This window comes from Flavobacterium sp. LHD-80 (genome assembly GCF_030929605.1).
GTDB lineage: Bacteria > Bacteroidota > Bacteroidia > Flavobacteriales > Flavobacteriaceae > Flavobacterium.
The window spans coordinates 305,865-329,452 of sequence record NZ_JAVFVS010000013.1; the positions used below are offsets into that span (position 1 = coordinate 305,865).

Below are 23,588 nucleotides of genomic sequence, written 5' to 3' on the forward strand. Positions count from 1 at the left end.
TGTATTCATTCTCGCAATGCAATTTACATTCAATTGCAAAATTATTAACCACGAAAAAGAGTTTAAAAAAATAAAAGTGAAAATTGACTCATCAAGATCATCAACTTCTAAAGGTGGCTCAATATCAACATATTTCTATTTCAACAAAGGAAGTTTCCTGAAACCTACTACTGGAAGCGGATTAGGTTTAAAATATCAATCATACGAACCTGAAATAAACGAATACATGGCCAAACATCATGATTCAGTTTACATCTGGTATTTAGACCGTGGAACCTCAAAATATGCTTATGAAGACCAAAAAAGCGTTATTATTTCACAAGAAATTGAAAACAACGAAACAATTAAAATTTACTTCTTAATCTATATCGTGTTTTTGTTTTTAGTTATAATACTCAGAAATGCTTTTAAAAGCAATGTAACAACAAACTAAACCCGACAGTCCCAAAGCCTCGGTATAAAAAACTGTCGGGTTTACTTTTACCGAATTTTACTTCTTTTATTTCTTCTTGAGATTTCTTTTTTAAGTTTACTTTCATATTTATCCCTTTCCTTATCCCCAATTTCTCCAATAAGTTTGTCTTTCATTTCAGAAAGAGTGTATGATTTTATTTTTTTCTTATTAATATAATTATCTTAAAGCAAAATACCACAAAAAGTTTCTAAATTTAGAAACTTTTTGTGGTATTTTTTATTTTATTAAATTATTTTCTTTTCGCTCTTAAATCTTCTAAAATCTAAAAAGCAGAATCTTAATGACTCAAATTCTCAATTTCTTTCGGGTCATGTTTATGCTTAAACAACACAGCAAATGCAATTGCAATAACCAAAGCATAAGCTGCAAAAGACAACCAGATTGTATGCCAGTCTTTCATTAAAATTGGGTTAGCAAAAATCCCATCCGCAGAAACTGAATTCCCTTGACCTTTTACAAATTCTAACATTTTTGAGTTCGTTGTATCTGTTTGTAAAAATCCTGCTAATTCAGTTGTATTAGCAAATGATTTTGTGAAGAAACGATCAATTGCCCAACCAGAAGTCAAACTTCCTAAAACTGCTCCTACTCCATTTGTCATCATCATAAATAAACCTTGCGCAGAAGAACGAATTTTAGAATCGGTATTGCTTTCTACAAATAATGAACCTGATATATTAAAGAAATCAAATGCCATTCCATAAACAATACAAGAAAGAATAATCATCCATAATCCTCCTACGGGATCTCCAAAAGCAAATAATCCGAAACGTAATACCCAAGCCAACATACTAATAAGCATAACTTGTTTGATTCCGAAACGCTTCAAGAAAAACGGAATTGCCAATATAAATAACGTCTCAGAAACCTGAGAAATCGACATAATTATAGTAGAATACTTTATAACGAAAGAATCTGCATATTTTGGAAAATGCTTGAATTCATCCAAAAACACATCCCCGTATGCATTTGTCAATTGCAATGCTCCTCCTAAAAACATAGAAAAAACAAAAAACAAAGCCATTTTATAGTTTGCAAACAATTTAAAAGATTCTAAACCAAAAGTTTCAATCCACGTTGCATTTTCTTTAATTAAACGCTGTGGCTCACATTTTGGCAATGTAAAAGCATAAATCCCTAGAATTAAGGCACCAATTCCAGCAATATAAAACTGGTATTCCGTTGCTTTACTTCCACTTAAATTTGTTATCCACATAGCAACAATAAAACCTATTGTTCCCCAAACACGAATTGGCGGAAAATCTTTTACGATATTTTTATCGTTTAATTTTAATGAAGTATAAGAAATAGAGTTACTTAAAGCAATTGTTGGCATATAACAGCACATTGCTAAAAGCATTACAGCGATAAAATTATCTGGAGTGGTTACTTGTGCAATTCCAAACAAAACCGCTGCATAAAGAATATGAAGAATTCCGTATAGCTTTTCAGCATTTACCCATCTGTCGGCAATAATTCCGGTTAATGTAGGCATGAACAAAGAAGCAATTCCCATGGTTCCAAATACTAAACCAAATTGTGTTCCTTCCCAATTTTTGGTTCCAAACCAATAATTTCCAATTGTAATAAGCCAAGCTCCCCAAACAAAAAACTGAAGAAAGCTCATCACGATTAACCTGTTTTTAATTCCCATATATTGAAATTGTCTTTAAAATAAAAATCAAGCGGTAAAACTAACATTTAAAATAATATCTGCAAAAAATTACGCTGTTTTTACAACATCATTTATTAATTCTAAAACAGCTGCAAACTGTTCTTCTTTATTTAAGTAAGAATTATCTATTTCAATTGCATCATCGGCAATTACCAAAGGAGAATCGTCACGGTGTGTGTCAACGTAATCTCTATCAACGACATTTTTCAACACTTCTTCGTAAGTTACATTGTCACCTTTTTGTTGCAATTCATCAAAACGTCTCTGCGCACGGGTTTCAGCACTTGCAGTCATGAATATTTTAAGTTCGGCATCAGGAAAAACTACAGTTCCAATATCTCTTCCATCCATCACTATAGCTTTATTTTTCCCCATTTCTTGCTGTTGCTCCACTAATTTAGAACGCACCTCGGAAACTTCTGCTACTTTGCTTACAAAATTAGACACTTCGATAGTTCTGATTTGCTTCTCTACATTTTCACCATTTAAATACATTTCTGCGAAACCTAAATCAGCATTGAATTTAAACTCCAATTGAATATTCGGTAAAGCTTCAATTAATGCTTTTTTATCAAAAGAATCGGTTGTAATGAGTTGATTCTGCATGGCAAAATATGCAACTGCGCGATACATAGCGCCTGTATCAACATACACGTATTCAAGTTCTTTTGCCAATTGTTTTGCCAAAGTACTTTTTCCTGTTGATGAAAATCCGTCGATAGCAATTGTAATTTTTTTCAATTTTTTAATTTTAAATTTTTACTATTTAAAGTTCGCAAAATAATAATTTGCGAATCAGTTGTTTACTTGTGAAACCTTGATTATTCTCGCGTTTTCAAAAAACGCATCAAATAATTTAACGAGCTGCAAATGTAACCATCTTTCTTTTTATTTGGAAGAATTATAATAGCTAAGAAGTAATCTGATTGAATAAGTTTTAAACAAAAAAAAACTTTTCATCATCGAAAATCAAAATAATCTCGATAATAAAAAGCTTTATACTCTTTAATATTATTTAAGCTGTTTTCTAATAATAAATATCCATCAGAATATTCGTTTTAGAATTATCAATTAGTTTTTGAATTCTTTTAAAAAACTCTTCGTTTACCATTGGGCATCCGTGGCTATTGCTAATATAATAATCCTGTTCTTGTAATGGAACTGCAGAGTAAGAATGCAAAACAATAGCTCTTTCTAAAGCTTTATTATTAGTTTCATCCAAACCTGCTAATCTATAAGCTTTTCCAAAAATTCCTCTGTATGTTTTTCCAATTGCATATCTGCCAAGTGCAGTGCAGTTAGAATTTGGCATATTGCTGAATTTAAGCATGCCTTTGATACCGGTTTCAGAACCAGAACCGTGAGCTACAAGACCTTGATCTATAACTTCGTTCTTTTCTAAATCATAAACAAAAAAACGATTTTTTCCTGAAGGAACTTTCATATCAATCAAAAATGCAATTTTAGAATTGTATTTGCGATCGTTATTAATCATGTTTTTTATGTCTGTTATTCTGCTGTTGATTCTTTCAATCTCGACATTGGTTATCGTAGATTCATCTTCATTGAAATAGTGTTTAGCTCCCGTAAAAACACTCACAGTCATGAACAAAAATAAAGTAAATATTTTCATATTATTACTGAAAATTTAAAGTTAAACCAAAAAGACTTGTATTAGCCGCCAATGTATACCTTGAATAAGAATAGTTGAATTTTAATTTATTCATTCTTAAGCCAAATCCTAATGAAACTCCAGAAAAATTACGTTGTTCATCAATTCGCAATTCTTCTCCTCTTCTAAAATTATATCCTAAACGCACGTTAAATGCTCTTTGTGGAAAAAGTTCTAAACCTAAAGCCACATGTCTTAAAGCATTATTTGCAAACGAAACTTTCTCGTCACTTGTTGATCCATCAATATTGGTTTCTCCACGAACGGGGTTCGAAAAAGAAATGTTCCATTGTTGCAAATTTTCTAATGAAAGATGCCAACGAAGCGGTACATGTTCTAATTCTTGCGAGATACCAGCGATAATTTCAAAGGGCAAATTCTCTTTTATTCCTGAGTAAGTTGTAAACTGTGTTCCAATATTACGAAATACTAAGGCCAAATTTACATTATTTTTTTCAATTTGATACATAATTCCCACATCAATTGCTCCACCAATGGAATTATAACTTTCTAAAGTCGAAGTTATTAGCTTTCCATTTACTCCAATATGAACATCTGTATAGGGAATATTGTATGCGTATCCAAGTGTAAGAGCACCTTCACTCCCTGTAAAATCTGAGGTTGCCTGACCATTTTCGTCATAACCTTCAAAGCTACCATAGTTTACATAACTCACTCCAGCATAAAATGTTTGGATGTGTCTATCATAAGTATAAGCATATGAAGCAGTTCCATAAGAAGCTTCTCCGTAATAACTGCCATAATTTATAGCTAGATGATTGTCCATATCTTCATTTAATACTGCCGGGTTAAACATCACCTGATTCACATCATCATCATAAATAGTAATATTTTTTCCACCTAACGCCGCCTGCCTTGGCGATGACGTTAAATTTAGAAATTGATAGGTGTAGCGCCCTCCAACTTGCCCGAAAGAAATCGAGCAGAGTAACAACATTAAAAATAAAACAAATCGTTTGAACATGTTTTTGGGGCGATTCCTATATGGGAATAACGCAAGAACAAAGATAAAATTATATAACGTAAAAAATAATTTTTATAACTATCTATTAATCAATCATTATGCCACAATTTTGAATTCTAAATCTCACATTTTAGCATAAAAAAAATCCCAAACTCCAATCTGTAGAAGCACAGTTTGGAATTTGGAATTTCTAATATTGAAATTTTAAATAAAAGCTTATTTCAACTGTTTAGCATTTTTCACGTTTTGATCAGTAAGCGCTAAAGCCAGAACTTCGCTCATTTCTTTTACGTAATGAAAAGTAAGTCCTTCTAGATATTCAGCTTTAATTTCATCAATATCACTTTTGTTGTCGTGACATAAAATGATTTCTTTAATACCTGCTCTTTTTGCTGCTAAGATTTTCTCTTTAATTCCACCAACAGGCAAAACTTTTCCACGCAGTGTAATTTCTCCAGTCATAGCAAGGCTTTTCTTTACTTTCTTTTGAGTCAATAAAGAAACCAAAGAAGTTAACATTGCAATACCAGCACTTGGTCCGTCTTTTGGAGTTGCTCCTTCTGGAACGTGCAAGTGGATGTTGTATTTTTGAAAAAGCTCAATTGCCAAACCTAATTTTTTAGCATTCGCTTTAATATATTCAAGTGCAATAGTTGCCGATTCTTTCATGACATTTCCAAGATTTCCTGTAATTGTCAACGAACCTTTTCCTTCAGAAATTAATGATTCTATAAATAAAATATCTCCACCCACACTTGTCCAAGCTAAACCTGTAACAACGCCGGCAACATCATTATTTTCATATTTATCACGCTCTAATCTCGGCACGCCTAAAACCGTTACAATATCTTCATCGGTAACTTTTTTGTTGTACTCCTCTTCCATCGCAACAGATTTTGCTGCGTTACGAATTACCTGAGCAATTTTATTTTCTAAATTACGAACACCGGATTCTCTTGTATAACCTTCAACAATTTTTTCTAATTGTTTTTTGCCAATAGTTAGATCTTTTGAAGTCAATCCGTGCGCTTCTAATTGTTTTGGAAAAAGATGTCTTTTTGCAATTTCAACTTTTTCTTCAATAGTGTAACCTGACATTTTGATTACTTCCATTCTGTCACGCAAAGCTGGCTGAATTGCCGCCATATTATTAGACGTCGCAATAAACATCACTTTAGATAAATCATAACCCATTTCAAGGAAATTATCATAAAATGAACTGTTTTGCTCTGGATCTAAAACTTCTAATAAAGCAGAAGAAGGATCTCCACTGTTTCCGCTAGATAATTTATCAATCTCATCTAAAATAAATACCGGATTTGAAGTTCCAGCTTTTTTCAAGCTTTGAATAATTCTTCCTGGCATTGCACCAATGTAGGTTTTTCTATGCCCGCGAATTTCTGCTTCATCACGTAAACCTCCTAATGAAATACGAACATATTCACGTCCTAGAGCTTCGGCCACAGAACGACCAATAGAAGTTTTACCAACTCCTGGAGGCCCTGTTAAACAAATAATTGGCGATTTCATATCATTTCGCAATTTTAAAACTGCCAAATGTTCAATCATTCTTTTCTTAACTTCATCAAGTCCAAAATGATCTTTATCTAATATTTTCTGAGCATGTTTCAAATCGAATTTATCTTTAGAATATTCGCCCCAAGGCAATTCTAAAAACAACTCTAAATAATTACGCTGAATTCCAAAATCTGGCGACTGCGGATTCATTCTACGCATTTTAGACAATTCTTTTTCGAAATGTTTCTGCGTTTTTTCGTCCCATTTTTTGGTTTTCGCTTTCTGTCCCATTTCGTCCATTTCCTCTTCCTGCGAAACGCCTCCCAATTCTTCTTGAATGGTTTTCATTTGCTGATGAAGGAAATATTCACGCTGTTGCTGATCTAAATCAAAACGAACTTTTGACTGAATATCATTCTTCAATTCTAATTTTTGAAGTTCAACATTCATATATCTTAAAGTCTCTAAAGCACGCTCTTTTAAACCATTTATCGATAAAAGTCCTTGTTTCTCTTTTACAGATAAATTCATGTTTGAAGAAACAAAATTGATCAAAAACGATTGACTTTCAATGTTTTTGATTGCAAATGTAGCTTCTGATGGAATGTTTGGGCTTTCTTTAATAATCTGGATTGCCAGTTCTTTAACAGAATCTAAAATAGCTGTAAATTCAGTATCATTTTCATCTGGACGTTCTTCCGAAACTTCTTTAATCGTTGCGGTAATATAAGGTTCTTCAGAAACTACTTCGTCAATTTCAAAGCGTTTCTTTCCTTGTAAAATAACCGTAACATTTCCGTCAGGCATTTTTAAAACGCGAAGAATTCTGGCTACAGTTCCAATTTTATGGATATCATCTTTAGACGGATCTTCGTCTTCTTCATTAATTTGAGAAACAACTCCAATGATTTTTCCGCCGGCATTGGCATCATTAATCAATTTAATAGACTTGTCTCTTCCAGCAGAAATAGGAATAACAACACCTGGAAATAAAACAGTATTACGCAAAGGCAAAATTGGCAGAGAAACCGGAAGTTCCTCGTTATTCATTTCCTCTTCGTCTTCTGGAGTTAATAATGGAATTAATTCTGCTTCTGAATCAAATTCCTGAAGTGACAGATTGTCAATAGTAAGTATTTTATGATTTGACATAATAATATTTAAGTCGTTTTGTCATTAAAAGTTTTATACCATCTACAAAAGTAACATTCCTTGGGGCAGTTTTTAGTAAAATTATGCTAAATGTTATCTTTACAAGACAGGCGATAAAAATAGACAATCATTGTGCCAAAAGCAAAAAAGAAAGATTAGAAGTAAAACTGAGGTACTCGTAATAAAAAATAATCCGTAAATGATTACATTTAATGAGCAAATACTATTTCATTAGTATAGAGATTTAATCAATGAAAATTTAAATCTTAAAAAAAAATAAAATTATTTTTTCTAAAACTGTAACAAACTAAAAAAAGCAAAGTCATTATAAAAAACTAGCAAACATTACTTGAGTATAACCAACCAAAATATCGAAGAATTAATCGCGCTTTGTAAAGAGAATAATCAAAAGGCCCAATTTGAAATTTACAACCGTTACAGTAAAGCCATGTACAATGTGGCGTACCGTATTGTAAAAGACAAACATTATGCACAAGACGTCATGCAGGAAGGTTTTTTGAAGGCATTTACAAAAATAAACGACTACAAACAAGAAGTTGCTTTTGGCGCGTGGCTAAAGAAAATTGTGATCAATTATAGTATTGATTTTTATAAAAAGAATAATGCTTTTCAAGTCGAAGACATAAGCAAGACGCTTTATAAAATTGAAGAAAATGATGACTTTTATTCTGAATCCATTGATTTTAACACTTTAAAAGTAAAACAAGTTTTAGACACTATTTTAAGTCTGAAAGATAGTTATAGAATGGTTTTGACACTTTTTTACATTGAAGGTTATGATCAAGAAGAAATAAGCGAGATTTTAAATATTAGTTATCAAAACTGCAGAACTACATTAAGCAGAGCAAAAGAAAGTTTGCGAAAAAAATTAGAGGAGATATGAAAAAGGAAAATGACAATTTAGATCAATTATTCAACAAATTTGAAAACCAATGGGATGTTCAGGAATTAAATTCAGATCATCAAGACGTTTTTTTAAATAAATTGAACAGAAAAGAACCAAAAAAGAAAAATTACTGGTTTGTGGCTTCTATTGCTGCTACAATCGTATTAATGCTTGGAATCTCTGTTTTTTATCAAACTGACAAACCAAAAGAATTCAAATTTGCATCTAAAGAAACACAACGTACTGATTCAATTTTCAGCATTCTAATTGATAACGAACTGGTTAAACTTAAAGAAAAAAGTTCGCCTGAAAATGAGCAAATCATAAGTGATGCATTGAAACAAATGAAAGTTTTTGATGCCGATTATCAAAAAATCATTAATGAATTGCAAAAAAACGGCGAAAACAAGCAAATCATTTATGCCATGATAAGCAATCTGCAAACAAGGATATCATTTTTGCAGACGGTTTTGAAAAGAATTGAAGAAAACGAAAATTTAAAAAACACAAGCCATGAAAAAACATTATAAAATACTAATTCTGTTCATCTTGATGCCTTTTTTGGCGTTTTCAAATGATGACTCTAATATTTCAAAACAAAAAAATATCAAGAAAACCTATATCGTAAATTCGAATGCAGGAATTGATATTGATAACAAATATGGAAACATTTCAATATCAACTTGGGATGAAGACAAAATCGATGTTGACATTACCATCAAAGTTACTGGAGGAAATGAAAACTGGGTAAACGAAAAATTAAACACAATTGATGTTGATATTACAGCTTTGAAATCAATGGTTACCGCTATTACAAAAATTGGAAATTCGACTAATAAAGGGAGAGGAAGCAGCAATAGTTTTGAAATCAATTATGTAGTTAAAATTCCGAAAAACGGAACTGTAAAAGTGAGCAATAAATACGGAAATATTACATCTCTTGCAATAGAGGGAGCAACTGATATTAGCTGTAAATATGGGAAAGTAACTCTTGGAAAATTAAACAATCAAAACAACAAAATAAATATTGAATACTGTCAAAATTCATCAATAGACTACATTAAAAACGGTCTAATCACAGCGCGTTATTCAGGCTTAAAAGTTAATGATTCAGGCAATTTGAACTTTGATGCGAATTATACTGATTTAGTTATTTCTGATGCTCAAAACATTAAATACGATTGTAATTATGGAAATTTGAAATTTCAAAAAGTAAGTTCATGCACTGGTTCAGGAAATTATCTAACAGTTTCAGTTGTCGAAGTTTCAAATAATTTAAATATCGATACTAATTACAGCAAAGTTAACATTGGAACCTTGACTGAAAAAGCAAAAAATGTCAATATTAATTCGGGTTATACCGATATTACTTTGGGCTACAATTACAATTACGCATTTGATTTTGACATAAACACCAAGTATGCGAGCATTAAAAACGGTGATGATTTAGAAATTAATGTAAATGAAACCAAAAACAGTTCAAAAAGCATTAGCGGTTATCACAAAAAGAAAGGTCAGAATAAGGTAATAATTAATTCAACTTACGGAAACGTATCATTAGTCAAAAAACAATAATTTTAAACAATCAAAAACCATGAAAAAAATTATTCAATCAGTAGTTTGCGCAGCATTTTTAATAGGCTTAACAGCTAGTGCACAGGAGAAAATTAACGGAAACGGTAACGTTGTAACTGAAACAAGAACAACTTCAGAATATGATGCAATTAAAATATCAGGCTTTTTTGATGTTGATTTAGTAGCAGGAAAAGAAGGAAAAATTACAATTAAAGGAGAACAAAATATTGTATCTGCAATCATTGTTGAAGTTCAAGATAATGCTTTAAAAATCTACACAAAAAAAGGAACAAATTTGCGTCCAAGCACTGGAAAAAAGGTAGAGATTACAGTTCCATTTGAAAAAATATCTGAACTGAGTTTATCAGGATCAGGAGATATTGTAACAAAATCTCCAATTAAAAATGATAAATTTTCTGCAAAATTATCAGGATCTGGAGATATTGATTTAGATGTTGCTGCAAATACGTTTGATTTTAGTTTGAGCGGTTCAGGAGATATTAAATTAAAAGGTAATTCAGATAATTTAACTATAAAACTTTCTGGTTCAGGCGATATCGAAGCTGCAAATTTGAAATCAAAAAATGCCAATATAAGCGTTTCAGGTTCTGGAGATGTTAAAGTTAACTGCAATGAAAGTATAACTGCAAGAGTTTCTGGTTCAGGCGATATTAAATATACAGGAAATCCTGAGAAACGTGATGTAAAAGTTTCGGGTTCAGGAAGCATTTCAAAAGCATAAATTTTAAATAAAGCTCAATAATAAAAGATTTTTAAAATCATCAAATCAAAAAACGAACTAATCATTCCTCTTTTATTATTGAGCTTTTATTTTTAATTATTCCAAAATATCAAAATAAAAAGAGGCACTTAAAGTGCCTCTTTTTTATGAACTCTTCTCAAGAGAAAAATAGATGTGACAAAGAAAATTCCCAAAATTACGATTGCCGCTCGTGGGCTTCCAGTAATTTGATCGATAATTCCGTAAACGCACATTCCTATTACAATTCCGATTTTTTCAGCAACATCATAAAAACTAAAAAATGAAGCTGTATCTTGTGTTTCGGGTAATAATTTTGAATAGGTTGAACGTGATAACGCCTGAATTCCTCCCATTACAAATCCAGCTATGGTTGCCATAACGTAAAAATGCATTGGCAATGTTATAAAATATGCTAAAGCACAAAATACAGCCCAAATTGCGTTGATTACAATCAAAGTGGGAACATTACCATATTTTGCAGAAGCTCTAGAAGTTAAAACAGCACCGATAACAGCTACCAGTTGAATTAGTAAAATACAAATAATTAATCCTTTTTGGCTTTCTTCTGGCGATGACCACTGAATCTCTTGTGCTCCAAAATAAGTTGCAACCAACATTACAGTTTGTACCGCCATACTCGAAACAAAAAATCCGCCTAAATATCTTCGTAAAGGAATATTATCACTCAATAAAACCCAAACTTTTTTAAGTTCTTTGAAGCCATTAAAAACAACATCTCTAGTCAATTTTTGACTTTTTTCTTTACTTCCTTTTGGCAAATAATAATAAGTATATTGACTAAAAAGAATCCACCAGACACCTACCATAATGAAAGAGTAGCGCATTGCTTCCATTGCTGTAATTTTAAAAGTATCTGGAAACATAATCATTCCAAGATTAATCACTAATAAAATTACACTGCCAATATATCCTAACGAATATCCTTTGGCGCTAATGCTATCCTGTTGCTCTTCAAAAGCAATATCTGGCAAATAAGAATTGTAAAAAACTAAACTTCCCCAATATCCTATCAATCCTAAGAAATAAAAAGCCAAACCTAGATAAATGTTTCCGAGGTCAAACCAATATAATCCCATACAAGACAAAGCACCTAAATAACAAAAGAACTTCATAAAGGCTTTTTTGTTTCCAACATAATCAGCTATTCCTGATAGTAATGGTGAAATAAAAGAAACAACCAAGAATGCAAAAGCAGTTGTAAAACTTATTAAGGCTGAGTTTTTAAGATGCATCCCAAAAACATCAATATAATGACCGCGATTAGTAAATAATGCTTCATAAAATATTGGAAATACTGCAGAAGCAATTGTAAGTGTATAAACGGAGTTAGCCCAATCATAAAATGCCCAAGCATTTAATAATTTTTTATCTCCTTTTTGTAGGTTTTTCATAGAAATGTTGTTGTTAGTGCGCTACGAATTTATTTAATTTTTATCATAATCAAATACAATTTATCTGATTCGTACATTATTAAATTATGAACTATAAAAAAAGCTACCCGAAAAACGAATAGCTTTTAAATTTTCTATTATAGCAAGAATGCTACTTTATAGTTCCTACTTTAAGCGCAATTGCTTTAGCTTCAGGAATCAGCGCTTTTATATTGGCAATTCTTGTTGCGTCTGACGGGTGCGTACTCATAAATTCTGGAGTTCCGGCAGCAACAGATTTCGCAGACATTCTGCTCCAGAAAGCAACAGCATCATCAGGATTATAACCTGCAATAGCCATTAAAGTTAAACCGATTTTATCAGCTTCACTTTCGTTACTTCTGCTAAAAGGCAGCATAACGCCAACTTCGGAGCCTATTCCGTATGCTTGTGCAAATATTTGCTGTGTTGCTTCCGATTTTCCGCTTGTTGCCGCTCCCAAAGCTGCGCCGCCAATTTGCTGTAATTGTGCAGCTGACATTCTTTGTGCTCCGTGATTGGCTAAAGCATGCGAAACTTCGTGGCCCATTACTGTGGCTAAACCAGATTCGTTTTGTGTTACAGGCAAAATACCTGAATACACAACAATTTTTCCTCCGGGCAAACACCAAGCATTAACTTCTTTATTATCAACAAGTTTGTATTCCCAGCGATAATCTTTTAGGTATTGCGTTTGTCCCAAATAATTAAGATATTTTTCGGCCGCCAGTTTAATTTTATATCCCACTGTTTCAACAAGTTTCGCGTCAGCTGTTCCTGTAATAACCTTATTTTCAGTTAAAAACTGATTGTATTGCTGAAAAGAAGATGGAAATAATTCACTATTTGAAACAAAATTTAAATTTTGTTTTCCCGTTATCGGATTTGTCGCGCAGCTACACACTAAAACTGCAGTAAAAAGTCCCGTGATTAGATGTTTTTTCATGATTTTACAAATTTAGCACTAACAAAAATACAACTAAATTTGCTTTCACTTTTACATAATTTCCAAAAACTTTATCAGAATTTACCTACTCGCCTACTATGTGAAGTTCATTAAACTCTTTATCAACGATTAAGAATTTATCTTGCTCAAAGCTTAATTGATCAAATTCAATCTTTTCATTGTCGATTTCAATCTCTGTCACTTTAAAAGGAAGTCCAATTAAATTGATTTTATATTTGCTGTAAGGTGTATCATATTTTCCGTCTTTATGAAGCTGAATTATTAATTCTTTTTCTTTTCCAATGGTTCTAAAAGATAAAAAACTGTAACGGCCTTTTTTGTAGTCGTATCCATTCTGTGCATCTTCATAAACTACAGATTTCTCTTTGCCATGTTTAAAGTAAACATCCAGCATTAGTTCATCAAATTCTAATTCACCAACATATTGCTGAACAGGATATTTTGGAATAACAGCACCAGCTTTTATAAAAACAGGAATCTCATCAAATTTGGTATCAATCCAAACTTCTCTTCCACCAACTGCAAATTCATTTGTCCAAAAGTTATACCATTCACCTCTAGGAATATACATACGTCTACCTACAGCATTAGGTTCAAGAATTGGGCATACTAAAATTTGATTTCCAAAGATAAATTCATCATTACGATAATGCGTTTGTGTATCGTCTTGATCGTAATAAACTAAAGGTTTCAGCATCGGAATTCCTTCTTCAATATATTGCCAAAACATGGTATATAAATAAGGAAGTAATTGGTAACGAAGACTCACAAATTTTCTTGTAATATTAATTACTTCTTCGTCAAAAGCCCAAGGTTCCTGATTTCCGTGATCTCCAGAAGAATGTGTTCTGCAGAAAGGATGGAAAACACCTAACTGAATCCAGCGAGCATATAATTCACCTGTTGGTTGTTCCGCAAAACCACCAATGTCAGAACCCGTAAATCCCATACCTGAAATTGATAATCTCTGAACCTGAATATTTGCAATCCATAAATGCTCCCAAGTTGCAACGTTGTCTCCTGTCCATGACGAAGTATAACGCTGAGCTCCTGAATAGGCAGATCTGGTAATTACAAAAGGTCTTTTTGGATACACAAAACGTTTTACGCCGTGATAAGTCGCTCTTGCCATTTGGGTTCCATAAATATTATGGGCTTTTCTATGACTACATGGATTTCCGTCGTAAACATGACGAACATCCATCGGGAAAGTTTTATTTGGAACCTCCATAACAGCAGGTTCGTTCATATCATTCCAAACGCCTTTTACACCAATATCTGAAATTAATTCTTTAAATAATCCTGCCCACCATTCTCTTACTACGGGATTTGTATAATCAGGAAAGTTACATTCACCTGGCCAAACTTTACCTTTCATATAAGGACCATCGGCTCTTTTGCAGAAATAATCTTTTTCTAAAGCTTCTTGATAAACCCAGTAATTTTTATCGATTTTAATTCCGGGATCAATGATAACAATGGTTTTAAACCCATCTTCGGCTAGCTCGGTAACCATCTTTTTTGGATCTGGAAAATATTCTTTATTCCATGTAAAACATCGAAAACCTTCCATATAATCGATATCCAAATAAATAGCGTCGCACGGAATTTTAAGCTCTCTAAATTTTGAAGTGATTTCTTTCACTTTGCTTTCTGGATAATAACTCCATTTACATTGATGATAGCCCAAAACCCAAAGTGGCGGTAATTCTGGCTTTCCTGTCAAATCAGTGTATGTTGTGACAACATCCTGCATTTGAGGACCGTAAATGAAATAGTAATTCATTTCACCTCCTTCTGCCCAAAAACTCGTTACATTTCTTCTTTCCTGGCAGAAATCAAAAAAAGTTCTAAAGGTATTATCGAAGAAAATACCGTAAGATTGTTTGTTGTGTAAGCCAATATAAAACGGAACGACTTTATAAAGTGGTTCTTGTTCTTTTTGGTAAGCGTATTGATCGGTTGCAAAATTCTCTACTCTTTTGCCTTTTAAATTCATTTGAGTGGCTTTGTCGCCAAGACCATAAAAACATTCTCCATCTCTAGAAGATTTGCTCATTTTTACGATATTTCCGCCGTATTCATAACTTTCTTCCCAATGAAAACCAAGTTCATCCTGAAGAATTAAGCAGTTATTTAAGTCATAAATAGACAAACGAACATCCGCTTTTTTGATTTTACAAACCACTTTGCTGGTTGTAATTTCATAATAATTTTCATCTTCAGTAACTTTCAGAAAATTATAACCGTGAAGCTGTGTTTTGTCAATGGCATATGAAAAGTCATTACTAAAGTAACCCTTTGTAGTAAAACGAAAACGAATTAAACTGTCACGAAGTACGGTGACTTTTAAGATTACATTATTGTCGGTATAAAAAGAAACCGAATCGCCTTCATGTTCATAAGAAACTATTTTTGACGGAAACAGGTTGCCTTTATGTTCTAATGATGTATTTGTAATCATATCGCTATTATCTTAATTTATCCTTACTTCAAACATACAAAAAAACTCTGTAAAGCACTATGAATAAAAGGTTTATTCACGAAAACGTTTTTTCTGAATGAGTTATAAATTAGTTTACAAAAAATCAACAATTCGATAATTTATCAACGCTAAATTGATAAAAAAACATTAATGTAAATTTTTCCCAAAATTCTATTCAAAAGAATATACGGTAACACTCAAAGGAGGTAAAATTAATTCGATAGAAAAATCTCGTCCGTCATAAGGAACAGCGTCAGTTTTTAAAGATTTAGAATTACCAACTCCACTTCCGCCATAAGTTATAGCATCAGTATTGAAAATTTCTTTTAATTTCCCTTTTTGAGAAATACCAATTCTATAGTTTTCTCTTACCACTTGCGTAAAATTGCAAACTACAATAATATTATCCTCTGAATTATTCCCTTTTCGGATATACGAAATGACAGCATTTTGATGATCCGAATAATTGATCCATTCAAAACCTTCTCCTGTAAATTGCTTCTCATACAATGCCGGACTCGATTTATATAATTGATTCAAATCAGTAATTACTTTTTTTATTCCAGAATGATAATCATATTGAAGTAAATGCCAGTCTAAACTTTTTTCAAAATTCCATTCATCGCTTTGTCCAAATTCAGATCCCATAAACAATAATTTCGTTCCGGGATGCGTGAACATATATCCGTAAAGCAATCTTAAATTCGCAAATTTCTGCCATTCATCGCCTGGCATTTTATTAGCAATTGATTTTTTACCGTAAACGACTTCATCATGAGAAAACGGAAGCATGAAATTTTCCGTAAAGGCATACGTCATCGAAAAAGTCAAATCGTTTTGATGGTATTTTCTGTACACAGTTTCTTTCTGAAAGTATTTTAAAGTATCGTGCATCCAGCCCATCATCCATTTCATTCCGAAACCTAAACCACCTGTAAATGTGGGCCTTGAAACCATAGGAAACGAAGTACTTTCTTCTGCAATAGTCTGAACTCCACCGAAATTAGCATAGATAACTTCATTAAATTCTTTAAGAAAACTAATCGTTTCCAGATTCTCTCTTCCGCCATAAATATTTGGTTCCCATTCACCTTCATTTCTGGAATAATCTAAATAAAGCATTGACGCAACGGCATCAACTCTTAGTCCATCAGCATGATAATTTTGAAGCCAAAAAACAGCATTACTGATTAAAAAGGCACGAACTTCATTTCGTCCATAATTAAAAACCAAACTTTTCCAATCTGGATGATAACCTTTTCTACGATCTGGATGCTCGTATAAATGTGAACCATCAAAGAAACCTAAACCATGCGCATCATCAGGAAAATGTGAAGGAACCCAATCTAAAATTACACCAATACCAGCCTGATGCAGTTTATCAACCAAAACCATAAAATCCTGTGGTTTACCAAATCGGGAAGTCGGTGCAAAATAGCCAGTTAATTGATATCCCCATGAAGGATCATAAGGATACTCCATGATTGGCATAAATTCAACGTGCGTAAAACCAGTTTCTTTTACATAATTAACTAAGTCATCTGCTAATTCTAAATAGGTCAAAAATCGATTATGTTCTCCACGTTTCCATGATCCTAAGTGCACTTCATAAACCGAATATGGTTTATCAAGAGCATTATTTTCTTGGCGGGATTCCATCCAATTTTTGTCTTTCCAATTGTAATCCAAATCCCAGACAACAGATGCAGTATGTGGTGGCTTTTCACAATATAACGCGAAAGGATCCGCCTTTTCAGTTACAATTCCATCAATATTTGATTGAATTTTATATTTATACAGTGAACCTTTCGAAATGTCAGGAATAAATCCTTCCCAAATTCCCGAAGAATCCCAGCGAACTTGCAATTGATGCTCACCTTGTGTCCAATAATTAAAATCGCCAACAACAGAAACCGACTTCGCCGTGGGTGCCCAAACAGCAAAATAAACTCCTTTCACTCCATTTACCTCAATTAAATGTGCTCCCAACTTTTCATACAATTTGAAATGTTTTCCAGCTTTGAATAAATCAATATCAAAATCGGTAAATAGAGAATGCGTAATTACTTTTGTCATATTTGGTTTTTAAGGCAACAATTGAAATTGGGTATTGAGCCCGATAGCTATCGGGATTTTATTGTTTTATCATGAATTTTATTCAATTCTAAAATTATCTGCGAGAATTGCTCCTTTTTTAATGACAACAATTCCGTCTTTAATGCTGTACAATTCATTGGTAAAATTATCCAAATGCTTGCCACCGCTGATATGGACATTGTTTCCAATACGCACATTTTTATCGACTAAAGCATTTTTTATGAAGCAGTTTTCACCAATTCCAACATGAATTTTATTGACACTAGCTTCGTGATTCAGTTCATCTAAATCTTGATAGAAATCGTTCCCCATGACGTAACAGTTTTCAAGAACGGTTCCTACCCCAATTCGAGAACGAATTCCAATTACGGAACTTTTAATTTCTTTGGCATTTATAATACAACCCTCAGAAATCAATGATTGATTAATAATCGAATTTCTAAATTTTGATGGCGGAAGCAATCTTGGTCTTGTAAAAATTTTATTGTCATTATCAAACAAATTAAATTCTGGAATATCAGCAGTTAAACCAATATTTGCTTCAAAAAACGATTCAATATTTCCAATATCTGTCCAATATCCTTCATATTGATAACTTAAAATTTTATGCTTTCCAACTGCTTGCGGAATGATTTCTTTTCCGAAATCTTTTGTTTCTGGATTAGACATTAACTGTTCCAACAATGGCTTATTGAAAATGTAGATTCCCATTGAAGCAAGATATTTTTTTCCTTTTTCCTGCATATGTTCGCTCACTTCAGATTCCCATTCCGGCAGTAAAGAAGCATCTGGTTTCTCTATAAAAGCCTGAATTGTATTTTCATGATCGGTTTTCAGAATTCCAAATTCTGGAGCATCTTTTGCATTTACGGGTAAAGTTGCGATCGAAATTTCAGCATCTGCAGCGATATGAGCTTCTAGCATTTCATTAAAATCCATTTGATACAATTGATCCCCAGAAAGAATTAAAGCATGGTCAAAATCGTGTTTTAAAAAGTGAGACATACATTGTCTAACAGCATCGGCAGTTCCTTGAAACCAAGTCGGATTATCAGGAGTTTGTTCAGCCGCTAAAATATCAACAAAAGACTGACTGAAAATACTAAAATTAAAAGTGTTTTTTATGTGCGCATTTAATGATGCCGAATTAAACTGTGTCAAAACAAATATTTTAAAAATATCAGAATTGATACAATTTGAAATAGGAATATCAACTAATCGGTATTTTCCACCAATTGGTACTGCAGGTTTTGATCTTGTTTCAGTTAACGGAAACAAACGTGATCCTTGTCCTCCTCCTAAAATAATAGCAACTACATTTTTCTTTTTAAATTTCATTTTTCTCAATTATTAGGTTGTATATCTCGATAAATTCTTGGCACACTCTTTCCCAGGAATGATCTGCTTCCATTCCTCTTTTTAAAACTGTATTAAAATTTATTTTGTCATCATAAAGCTTCACAGCACGATTTATTGAATAACAAATATCTCCAACTGAAGCCTGATCATGACAAATACCATTTCCTGCATCTCCAAAATCAATTACCGTATCTCTCAATCCTCCTGTTCTCCTCACAATTGGAACAGTTCCGTATCGCATAGCATACATCTGGTTTAAGCCGCAAGGTTCAACTCTCGATGGCATTAAGATATAATCTGACCCAGCATAAATTAAATGCGCCAGCTCTTCATTATAACCAATAAAAACATTATAGTTACCTTTATAATCATTACGCAATTGTGTTAATTGCGACTCTATTTCTGAATTTCCTGATCCTAAAATCAGAATATTAATATTTTCAAAATTTTCAGAAAGTGCCAATGCAGAAGCTTGGGGCAATAAATCTCCTCCTTTTTCTTCAAACAAACGACCAATAAAACTAAATAAAGGTTTACCAGGATCTAAGTCAAATTGCTCGCAGAGCTTTTCTTTATTTTTTTGTTTTCCTGATTCGAAATTTTCAATCGAATAATGAAATTCAAGCATCTTATCTTTTAATGGATCCCAGACTTCAATATCAATTCCGTTTAAAATTCCCTTCGATTTATTTCTAACCGAATTAAAAAGCGACTCTAAGCCATTTGCTGCATAATTAATTTCATTTAAATAACTCGGAGAAACCGTTGTGACTGCGTGAGCACATTTAACAGCAACAGCCAAAGAATTAATTGAATTGTTCCATTCTAAAAATCCAACATGTCTTAAATCAAATTCTGGTAGATAATACAATTTGTCAAAACCAAACCAGCCTTGATATAATCCGTTATGAATTGTGATAACAGTTTTTACATTTTGCAAGCTTGCATATTTATAAGCGTACTTTATCAGAAACGGAACAACTCCAGTATGATGATCGTGACAATTTATAATAGCTGGAACTTCACCACGAGCCAAAATCCAATCCAAACTTGCAATTTGAAAAGACAAAAATCGTTCAATGTCATCTTCATATCCATAAACATTTGGCCGATCAAATAATTCTTTAATTTCTATAAGATACAGTTCATAACCCAATTTGTCTGATGTCTCTTTTAAAACGCTGAACGGATAATCAAAATTTCCTAACTTGACATTTCCCCAATGAACGCATTCGAAGTCATTTTCTTTTCTGAATTTGGTATCATAACAAGGAACAACAACTCTAACTTGATGTCCTGCATTTGTCTGATATTTAGGCAATGCCCCAACAACATCAGCAAGTCCGCCAACCTTTGCTATTGGGTAACATTCTGCACTTAAATGAAATATTTCCATGCTAAAAATTTATAACGGTATTAAATAGCAGTAACTGATTTATTTTTTCTGCAAGTAATCATTAATATGCTACTTTTATGTTTTTTAAATTTAGGAAAAAATAAGGAGAATTCAGCTGTCAAAAAAAAATTATCGATATGTCAAAAAAGGAAACTAATCCTATTAAATCATTAAAAATTCCACAATTTATTATTGTATCCTGTAAAATTTGTGCCTTTATTTCAACCAAATTGGTTACTTCATATGCTGCAAAACTATTTACAACACCTATAAAACATAAAGTTCCAAAACGAGAACTTGAAATGGATTCTAAAAGTGTTCACAAAATAATTCACGTGCCTGCAATAAATAAAAACATTGTAACGTATCAATATGGAGAAAGTGATCGTAAGATTTTATTGGTTCATGGATGGTCAGGAAGAGGTACACAACTATTCAAAATAGCAGATGAACTTTTGAAAAATGGTTTTTCAACAGTAAGTTTTGATGCTCCGGCACATGGGAAATCCAGAGGAAAATCAACAATAATGTCTGAGTTCATTGCTTCAATATTAGAAATTGAAAAACAATTTGGACCATTTGAATTTGCAATTGGTCATTCTTTGGGCGGAATGTCAGTCTTAAATGCATTAAAAGACGGATTACAGACAAAAAAAGCGATTATTATAGGAAGTGGCGATATCGTTCAAGATATTTTAGATGAGTTTATTTCAAAATTAGGTTTGAAACAAGAAATAAGTGAGCGTCTACGCAATCTTTTTGAAGAAAAATACCAAGTAAAAATGGATGACTTTTCAGCTTACAGAGCAGCTCAAAAAGTAAAAATACCAGTTTTAGTAATTCATGACAATGATGATCCAGAAGTTCCTGTAAAAGCTGGAATTCATATTCATGAACAATTAGAAAATGGAACTTTGTATTTAACAGATGGATTAGGTCACAGAAAAATACTTGGTAATCAAAATGTTATCAAAAAAATTATAAATTTCATCAAAACTAACTAATTTTGTGATAGTTACATTTTTAATATAGCCAAACTAAAAGTAAACTGAAATGGATTTATTTGGAGAAGCATCAGATTGGGAAACAAAATTAAAACCCATTTTAAAAAAATATAAAGGAAAAAAGCATCCTTTAGAATATCAAAATACCTATCAGTTATTGGTAATGGTTATTTTATCTGCACAAGATTCTGATGCAAATATTAATAAAATAGCACCTTCTTTATTTGAAAAATTTCCAACCCTTAATAGTTTATCTAAAACCGATTTCGAAACTTTTATACCTTATATAAGTAAAGTTCGAAACTTTGGAACAAAAGCAAATTGGATTTTAGAAATTGCTAAAACAATTCAAAATGATGACAATATTCCTTTGAATATGAAGGAACTAACTGCTTTAAAAGGAGTTGGAAGAAAATCAGCCAATGTTATATTAAGAGAAACTGGAAAACCTGCAGAAGGAATTATTGCCGATCTACACGTTATTCGTGTAGCTCCTAGAATAGGAATAATAAAAGAGGCTAAAGACGGAAACAAAGTTGAAAAAGATTTGATGCAGGTATTGCCAAAAAACATTTGGTCAGAAATTGGAATGGCAATTTCATTTCTGGGAAGAGAAACCTGCCGACCAAAACCTAAATGTGAAGAATGTCTAATTGCTGATTACTGCAATTACTATGCAACAGAAATAATTTAAAGCTAAATTATTTTCTTCTTGTATCGATTAAATAAATGATTTTCCAAGAATCTTTTTCTTTGAATAAAGTAAAAGTATTCACTCCCGAATGGCTTAATTTATCATTAAGATAAAATTCATAAGGCGCCCAAACATGCGCCATTGTTCCATCAATTTGAATAGTATAGCTTAGGATTTTCTCTTGAAATTTCATAGTCGACGGAATTGAAGCAATAGATTTATAAAATTCATTAGCTTTTTCATCAGACAATTTATTTCCCTTTGAAGCACTTTCACTAATGGATTGCAGAATCATTTTATCAGCACAAACCGATTTTATTTTCAAAGTATCTTTCTGATGGAATCCTTCAAAAAACACTTCAATACTTTTTTGAACCTCTTGTTTTTGTGCATTTGCAGTTAATCCTAATAGCAGAAAGAAAATAATTATATAAAATTTCATAATTAAAGAATTTTAAACGCCAAATTGAGAAAGATGATGATCCAAATGTTTGGCAAACATAATATTCCATTCATCCGAAGTTAACGGACCAAAAGAATGAGATTCTTTGCCTTCAAAACTGCTTTTCCCAGCCTCCAAAGTTCTGTTAATATAAGCTATTAATCGACTTTTCTCAATTTCGAAATTACGATCATTTTTTATAATAAACTGAGGTGCTGTACCAATATTCCTAGAATACGGTTTGTCACCAATCACGGTCTTTTTTGCTAGCAATTTTAAAATAAATTTCATGAATCCATTAGGCTTCGGATGGATATTATCATAAACCATTTCGTAAGTAACATTACAATGAGCAAGCATTTGAGCAACACTCATTTTACCCCAAAGTCCTTTTGAATCTGTTGTAAGCCCGTTTATTCTGTTAATGAATTGATCACAATCCTCTTTCTGAAATATATTTTGCATATCTTAAATTCTTATTAGAAAACAAAAATATAAAATTTAACGATACATATATTTTTGTAATCCTTTTTTATAAATGACATTGATAGCAAAAAAATCTAAAATGGACAAAAACACAATACCTTGATTTACATAATACTAACATTCCAAATAAGAATATTTATGGCGTTTCCCTCCGGGCCGGGCTGTCCGCTTTATCTTTTGCGGGAGAAGTTTCGTATAAAAGAGACCTTCATGTTCCCGCAAAAGGATGCCGCTCCCATCCCTAACGCATTCAAGGATATAAACAAGCATTCATTTCAAGTAAGAAAACAGGTGTAAAACAGATGAAATCCGCATCATTTCTAGACATTGCTTGAGGTTTCAAATGTCTGGACGCAATCGGATTCTTTGGATTGCTTTCAAAACTATATAAAACAAAAAAACCCTATCCGATATGGATAGGGTTCTCAAAAGAAAGGCGACGACATACTCTCCCACATGACTGCAGTACCATCTGCGCAGGCGGGCTTAACTTCTCTGTTCGGGAT

General features: G+C 32.4%; 20 protein-coding genes. 7 read left to right on the forward strand and 13 right to left on the reverse strand.

The window, feature by feature from the left end; genetic code table 11:
- Positions 1-76 precede the first annotated feature (76 nt).
- Positions 77-433, forward strand: a complete 357-nt coding sequence (locus RB619_RS20260; protein WP_308100915.1) for a hypothetical protein — start codon at positions 77-79, stop codon at positions 431-433.
- A 319-nt stretch (positions 434-752) separates the two neighbouring features.
- Here the strand turns inward: RB619_RS20260 and RB619_RS20265 are convergent, their stop codons facing one another.
- The 5 genes from RB619_RS20265 to lon all read right to left on the reverse strand — a co-directional run bounded on the left by RB619_RS20265 (position 753) and on the right by lon (position 7,477).
- Positions 753-2,129 carry a nucleoside permease gene (locus tag RB619_RS20265; RefSeq protein WP_308100916.1) on the reverse strand — a complete coding sequence of 459 codons (1,377 nt, stop codon included), beginning with the start codon at positions 2,127-2,129 and terminating at the stop codon, positions 753-755.
- A gap of 69 nt (positions 2,130-2,198) precedes the next feature.
- Positions 2,199-2,891, reverse strand: coding sequence for a (d)CMP kinase (cmk, locus tag RB619_RS20270; RefSeq protein WP_308100917.1), 693 nt, complete (start codon positions 2,889-2,891; stop codon positions 2,199-2,201).
- Between the two features lie 286 nt (positions 2,892-3,177).
- A complete protein-coding gene (locus tag RB619_RS20275; protein WP_308100918.1) occupies positions 3,178-3,783 on the reverse strand; it encodes a murein L,D-transpeptidase catalytic domain-containing protein in 606 nt (201 codons plus the stop codon).
- A 4-nt stretch (positions 3,784-3,787) separates the two neighbouring features.
- Positions 3,788-4,807, reverse strand: a complete 1,020-nt coding sequence (gene porQ, locus RB619_RS20280; protein ID WP_308100919.1) for a type IX secretion system protein PorQ — start codon at positions 4,805-4,807, stop codon at positions 3,788-3,790.
- Positions 4,808-5,023: 216 nt separating this feature from the next.
- A complete protein-coding gene (gene lon / locus RB619_RS20285) occupies positions 5,024-7,477 on the reverse strand; it encodes an endopeptidase La (protein ID WP_308100920.1) in 2,454 nt (817 codons plus the stop codon).
- A 349-nt stretch (positions 7,478-7,826) separates the two neighbouring features.
- On the opposite strand from lon, the gene RB619_RS20290 reads away from it, so the two are divergent.
- The 4 genes from RB619_RS20290 to RB619_RS20305 are packed head-to-tail and all read left to right on the forward strand — an operon-like array spanning position 7,827 to position 10,701.
- Positions 7,827-8,381: an RNA polymerase sigma factor gene (locus RB619_RS20290; RefSeq protein WP_308100921.1), complete on the forward strand. Its 555-nt coding sequence runs from the start codon at positions 7,827-7,829 to the stop codon at positions 8,379-8,381.
- Positions 8,378-8,914 (forward strand): anti-sigma factor, encoded by a 537-nt coding sequence (locus RB619_RS20295; RefSeq protein WP_308100922.1) that lies wholly within the window; start codon positions 8,378-8,380, stop codon positions 8,912-8,914. The genes RB619_RS20290 and RB619_RS20295 overlap by 4 nt, the downstream gene beginning before the upstream one ends.
- Positions 8,898-9,959 (forward strand): hypothetical protein, encoded by a 1,062-nt coding sequence (locus RB619_RS20300; RefSeq protein WP_308100923.1) that lies wholly within the window; start codon positions 8,898-8,900, stop codon positions 9,957-9,959. Before RB619_RS20295 ends, RB619_RS20300 begins: the two co-directional genes overlap by 17 nt.
- A 19-nt stretch (positions 9,960-9,978) precedes the next feature.
- Positions 9,979-10,701, forward strand: coding sequence for a head GIN domain-containing protein (locus tag RB619_RS20305; protein WP_308100924.1), 723 nt, complete (start codon positions 9,979-9,981; stop codon positions 10,699-10,701).
- A gap of 128 nt (positions 10,702-10,829) precedes the next feature.
- On the opposite strand, the gene RB619_RS20310 is transcribed toward RB619_RS20305, so the two are convergent.
- From RB619_RS20310 to RB619_RS20335, 6 genes are all read right to left on the reverse strand, one after another.
- The gene (locus tag RB619_RS20310; protein WP_308100925.1) at positions 10,830-12,134 is read right to left on the reverse strand and encodes an MFS transporter; all 1,305 of its coding nucleotides are present in this window, start codon (positions 12,132-12,134) and stop codon (positions 10,830-10,832) included.
- Positions 12,135-12,285: 151 nt separating this feature from the next.
- Positions 12,286-13,098, reverse strand: coding sequence for a M48 family metallopeptidase (locus tag RB619_RS20315; protein ID WP_308100926.1), 813 nt, complete (start codon positions 13,096-13,098; stop codon positions 12,286-12,288).
- A gap of 85 nt (positions 13,099-13,183) precedes the next feature.
- Complete coding sequence (locus tag RB619_RS20320) at positions 13,184-15,583, reverse strand: glycoside hydrolase family 31 protein (protein WP_308100927.1); 2,400 nt, start codon at positions 15,581-15,583, stop codon at positions 13,184-13,186.
- A gap of 192 nt (positions 15,584-15,775) precedes the next feature.
- Positions 15,776-17,680 (reverse strand): 1,4-alpha-glucan branching protein GlgB, encoded by a 1,905-nt coding sequence (gene glgB / locus RB619_RS20325; RefSeq protein ID WP_308100928.1) that lies wholly within the window; start codon positions 17,678-17,680, stop codon positions 15,776-15,778.
- Between the two features lie 78 nt (positions 17,681-17,758).
- Complete coding sequence (locus RB619_RS20330; protein ID WP_308100929.1) at positions 17,759-19,039, reverse strand: glucose-1-phosphate adenylyltransferase; 1,281 nt, start codon at positions 19,037-19,039, stop codon at positions 17,759-17,761.
- Entirely contained in the window at positions 19,029-20,456 is a 1,428-nt protein-coding gene (locus RB619_RS20335) for a glycogen synthase (protein ID WP_308100930.1), read from the reverse strand. The genes RB619_RS20330 and RB619_RS20335 overlap by 11 nt, the downstream gene beginning before the upstream one ends.
- Positions 20,457-20,593: 137 nt before the next feature.
- Here RB619_RS20335 and RB619_RS20340 point away from each other — a divergent pair, with 137 nt between their 5' ends.
- A complete protein-coding gene (locus tag RB619_RS20340; RefSeq protein WP_308100931.1) occupies positions 20,594-21,460 on the forward strand; it encodes an alpha/beta hydrolase in 867 nt (288 codons plus the stop codon).
- A gap of 49 nt (positions 21,461-21,509) precedes the next feature.
- A complete protein-coding gene (gene nth / locus RB619_RS20345) occupies positions 21,510-22,154 on the forward strand; it encodes an endonuclease III (RefSeq protein WP_308100932.1) in 645 nt (214 codons plus the stop codon).
- A gap of 7 nt (positions 22,155-22,161) precedes the next feature.
- On the opposite strand, the gene RB619_RS20350 is transcribed toward nth, so the two are convergent.
- Together RB619_RS20350 and RB619_RS20355 are read right to left on the reverse strand one after the other, a co-directional pair.
- A complete protein-coding gene (locus tag RB619_RS20350; protein ID WP_308100933.1) occupies positions 22,162-22,596 on the reverse strand; it encodes a nuclear transport factor 2 family protein in 435 nt (144 codons plus the stop codon).
- A 12-nt stretch (positions 22,597-22,608) separates the two neighbouring features.
- Complete coding sequence (locus tag RB619_RS20355) at positions 22,609-23,061, reverse strand: DUF1569 domain-containing protein (protein WP_308100934.1); 453 nt, start codon at positions 23,059-23,061, stop codon at positions 22,609-22,611.
- Positions 23,062-23,588: the final 527 nt, after the last annotated feature.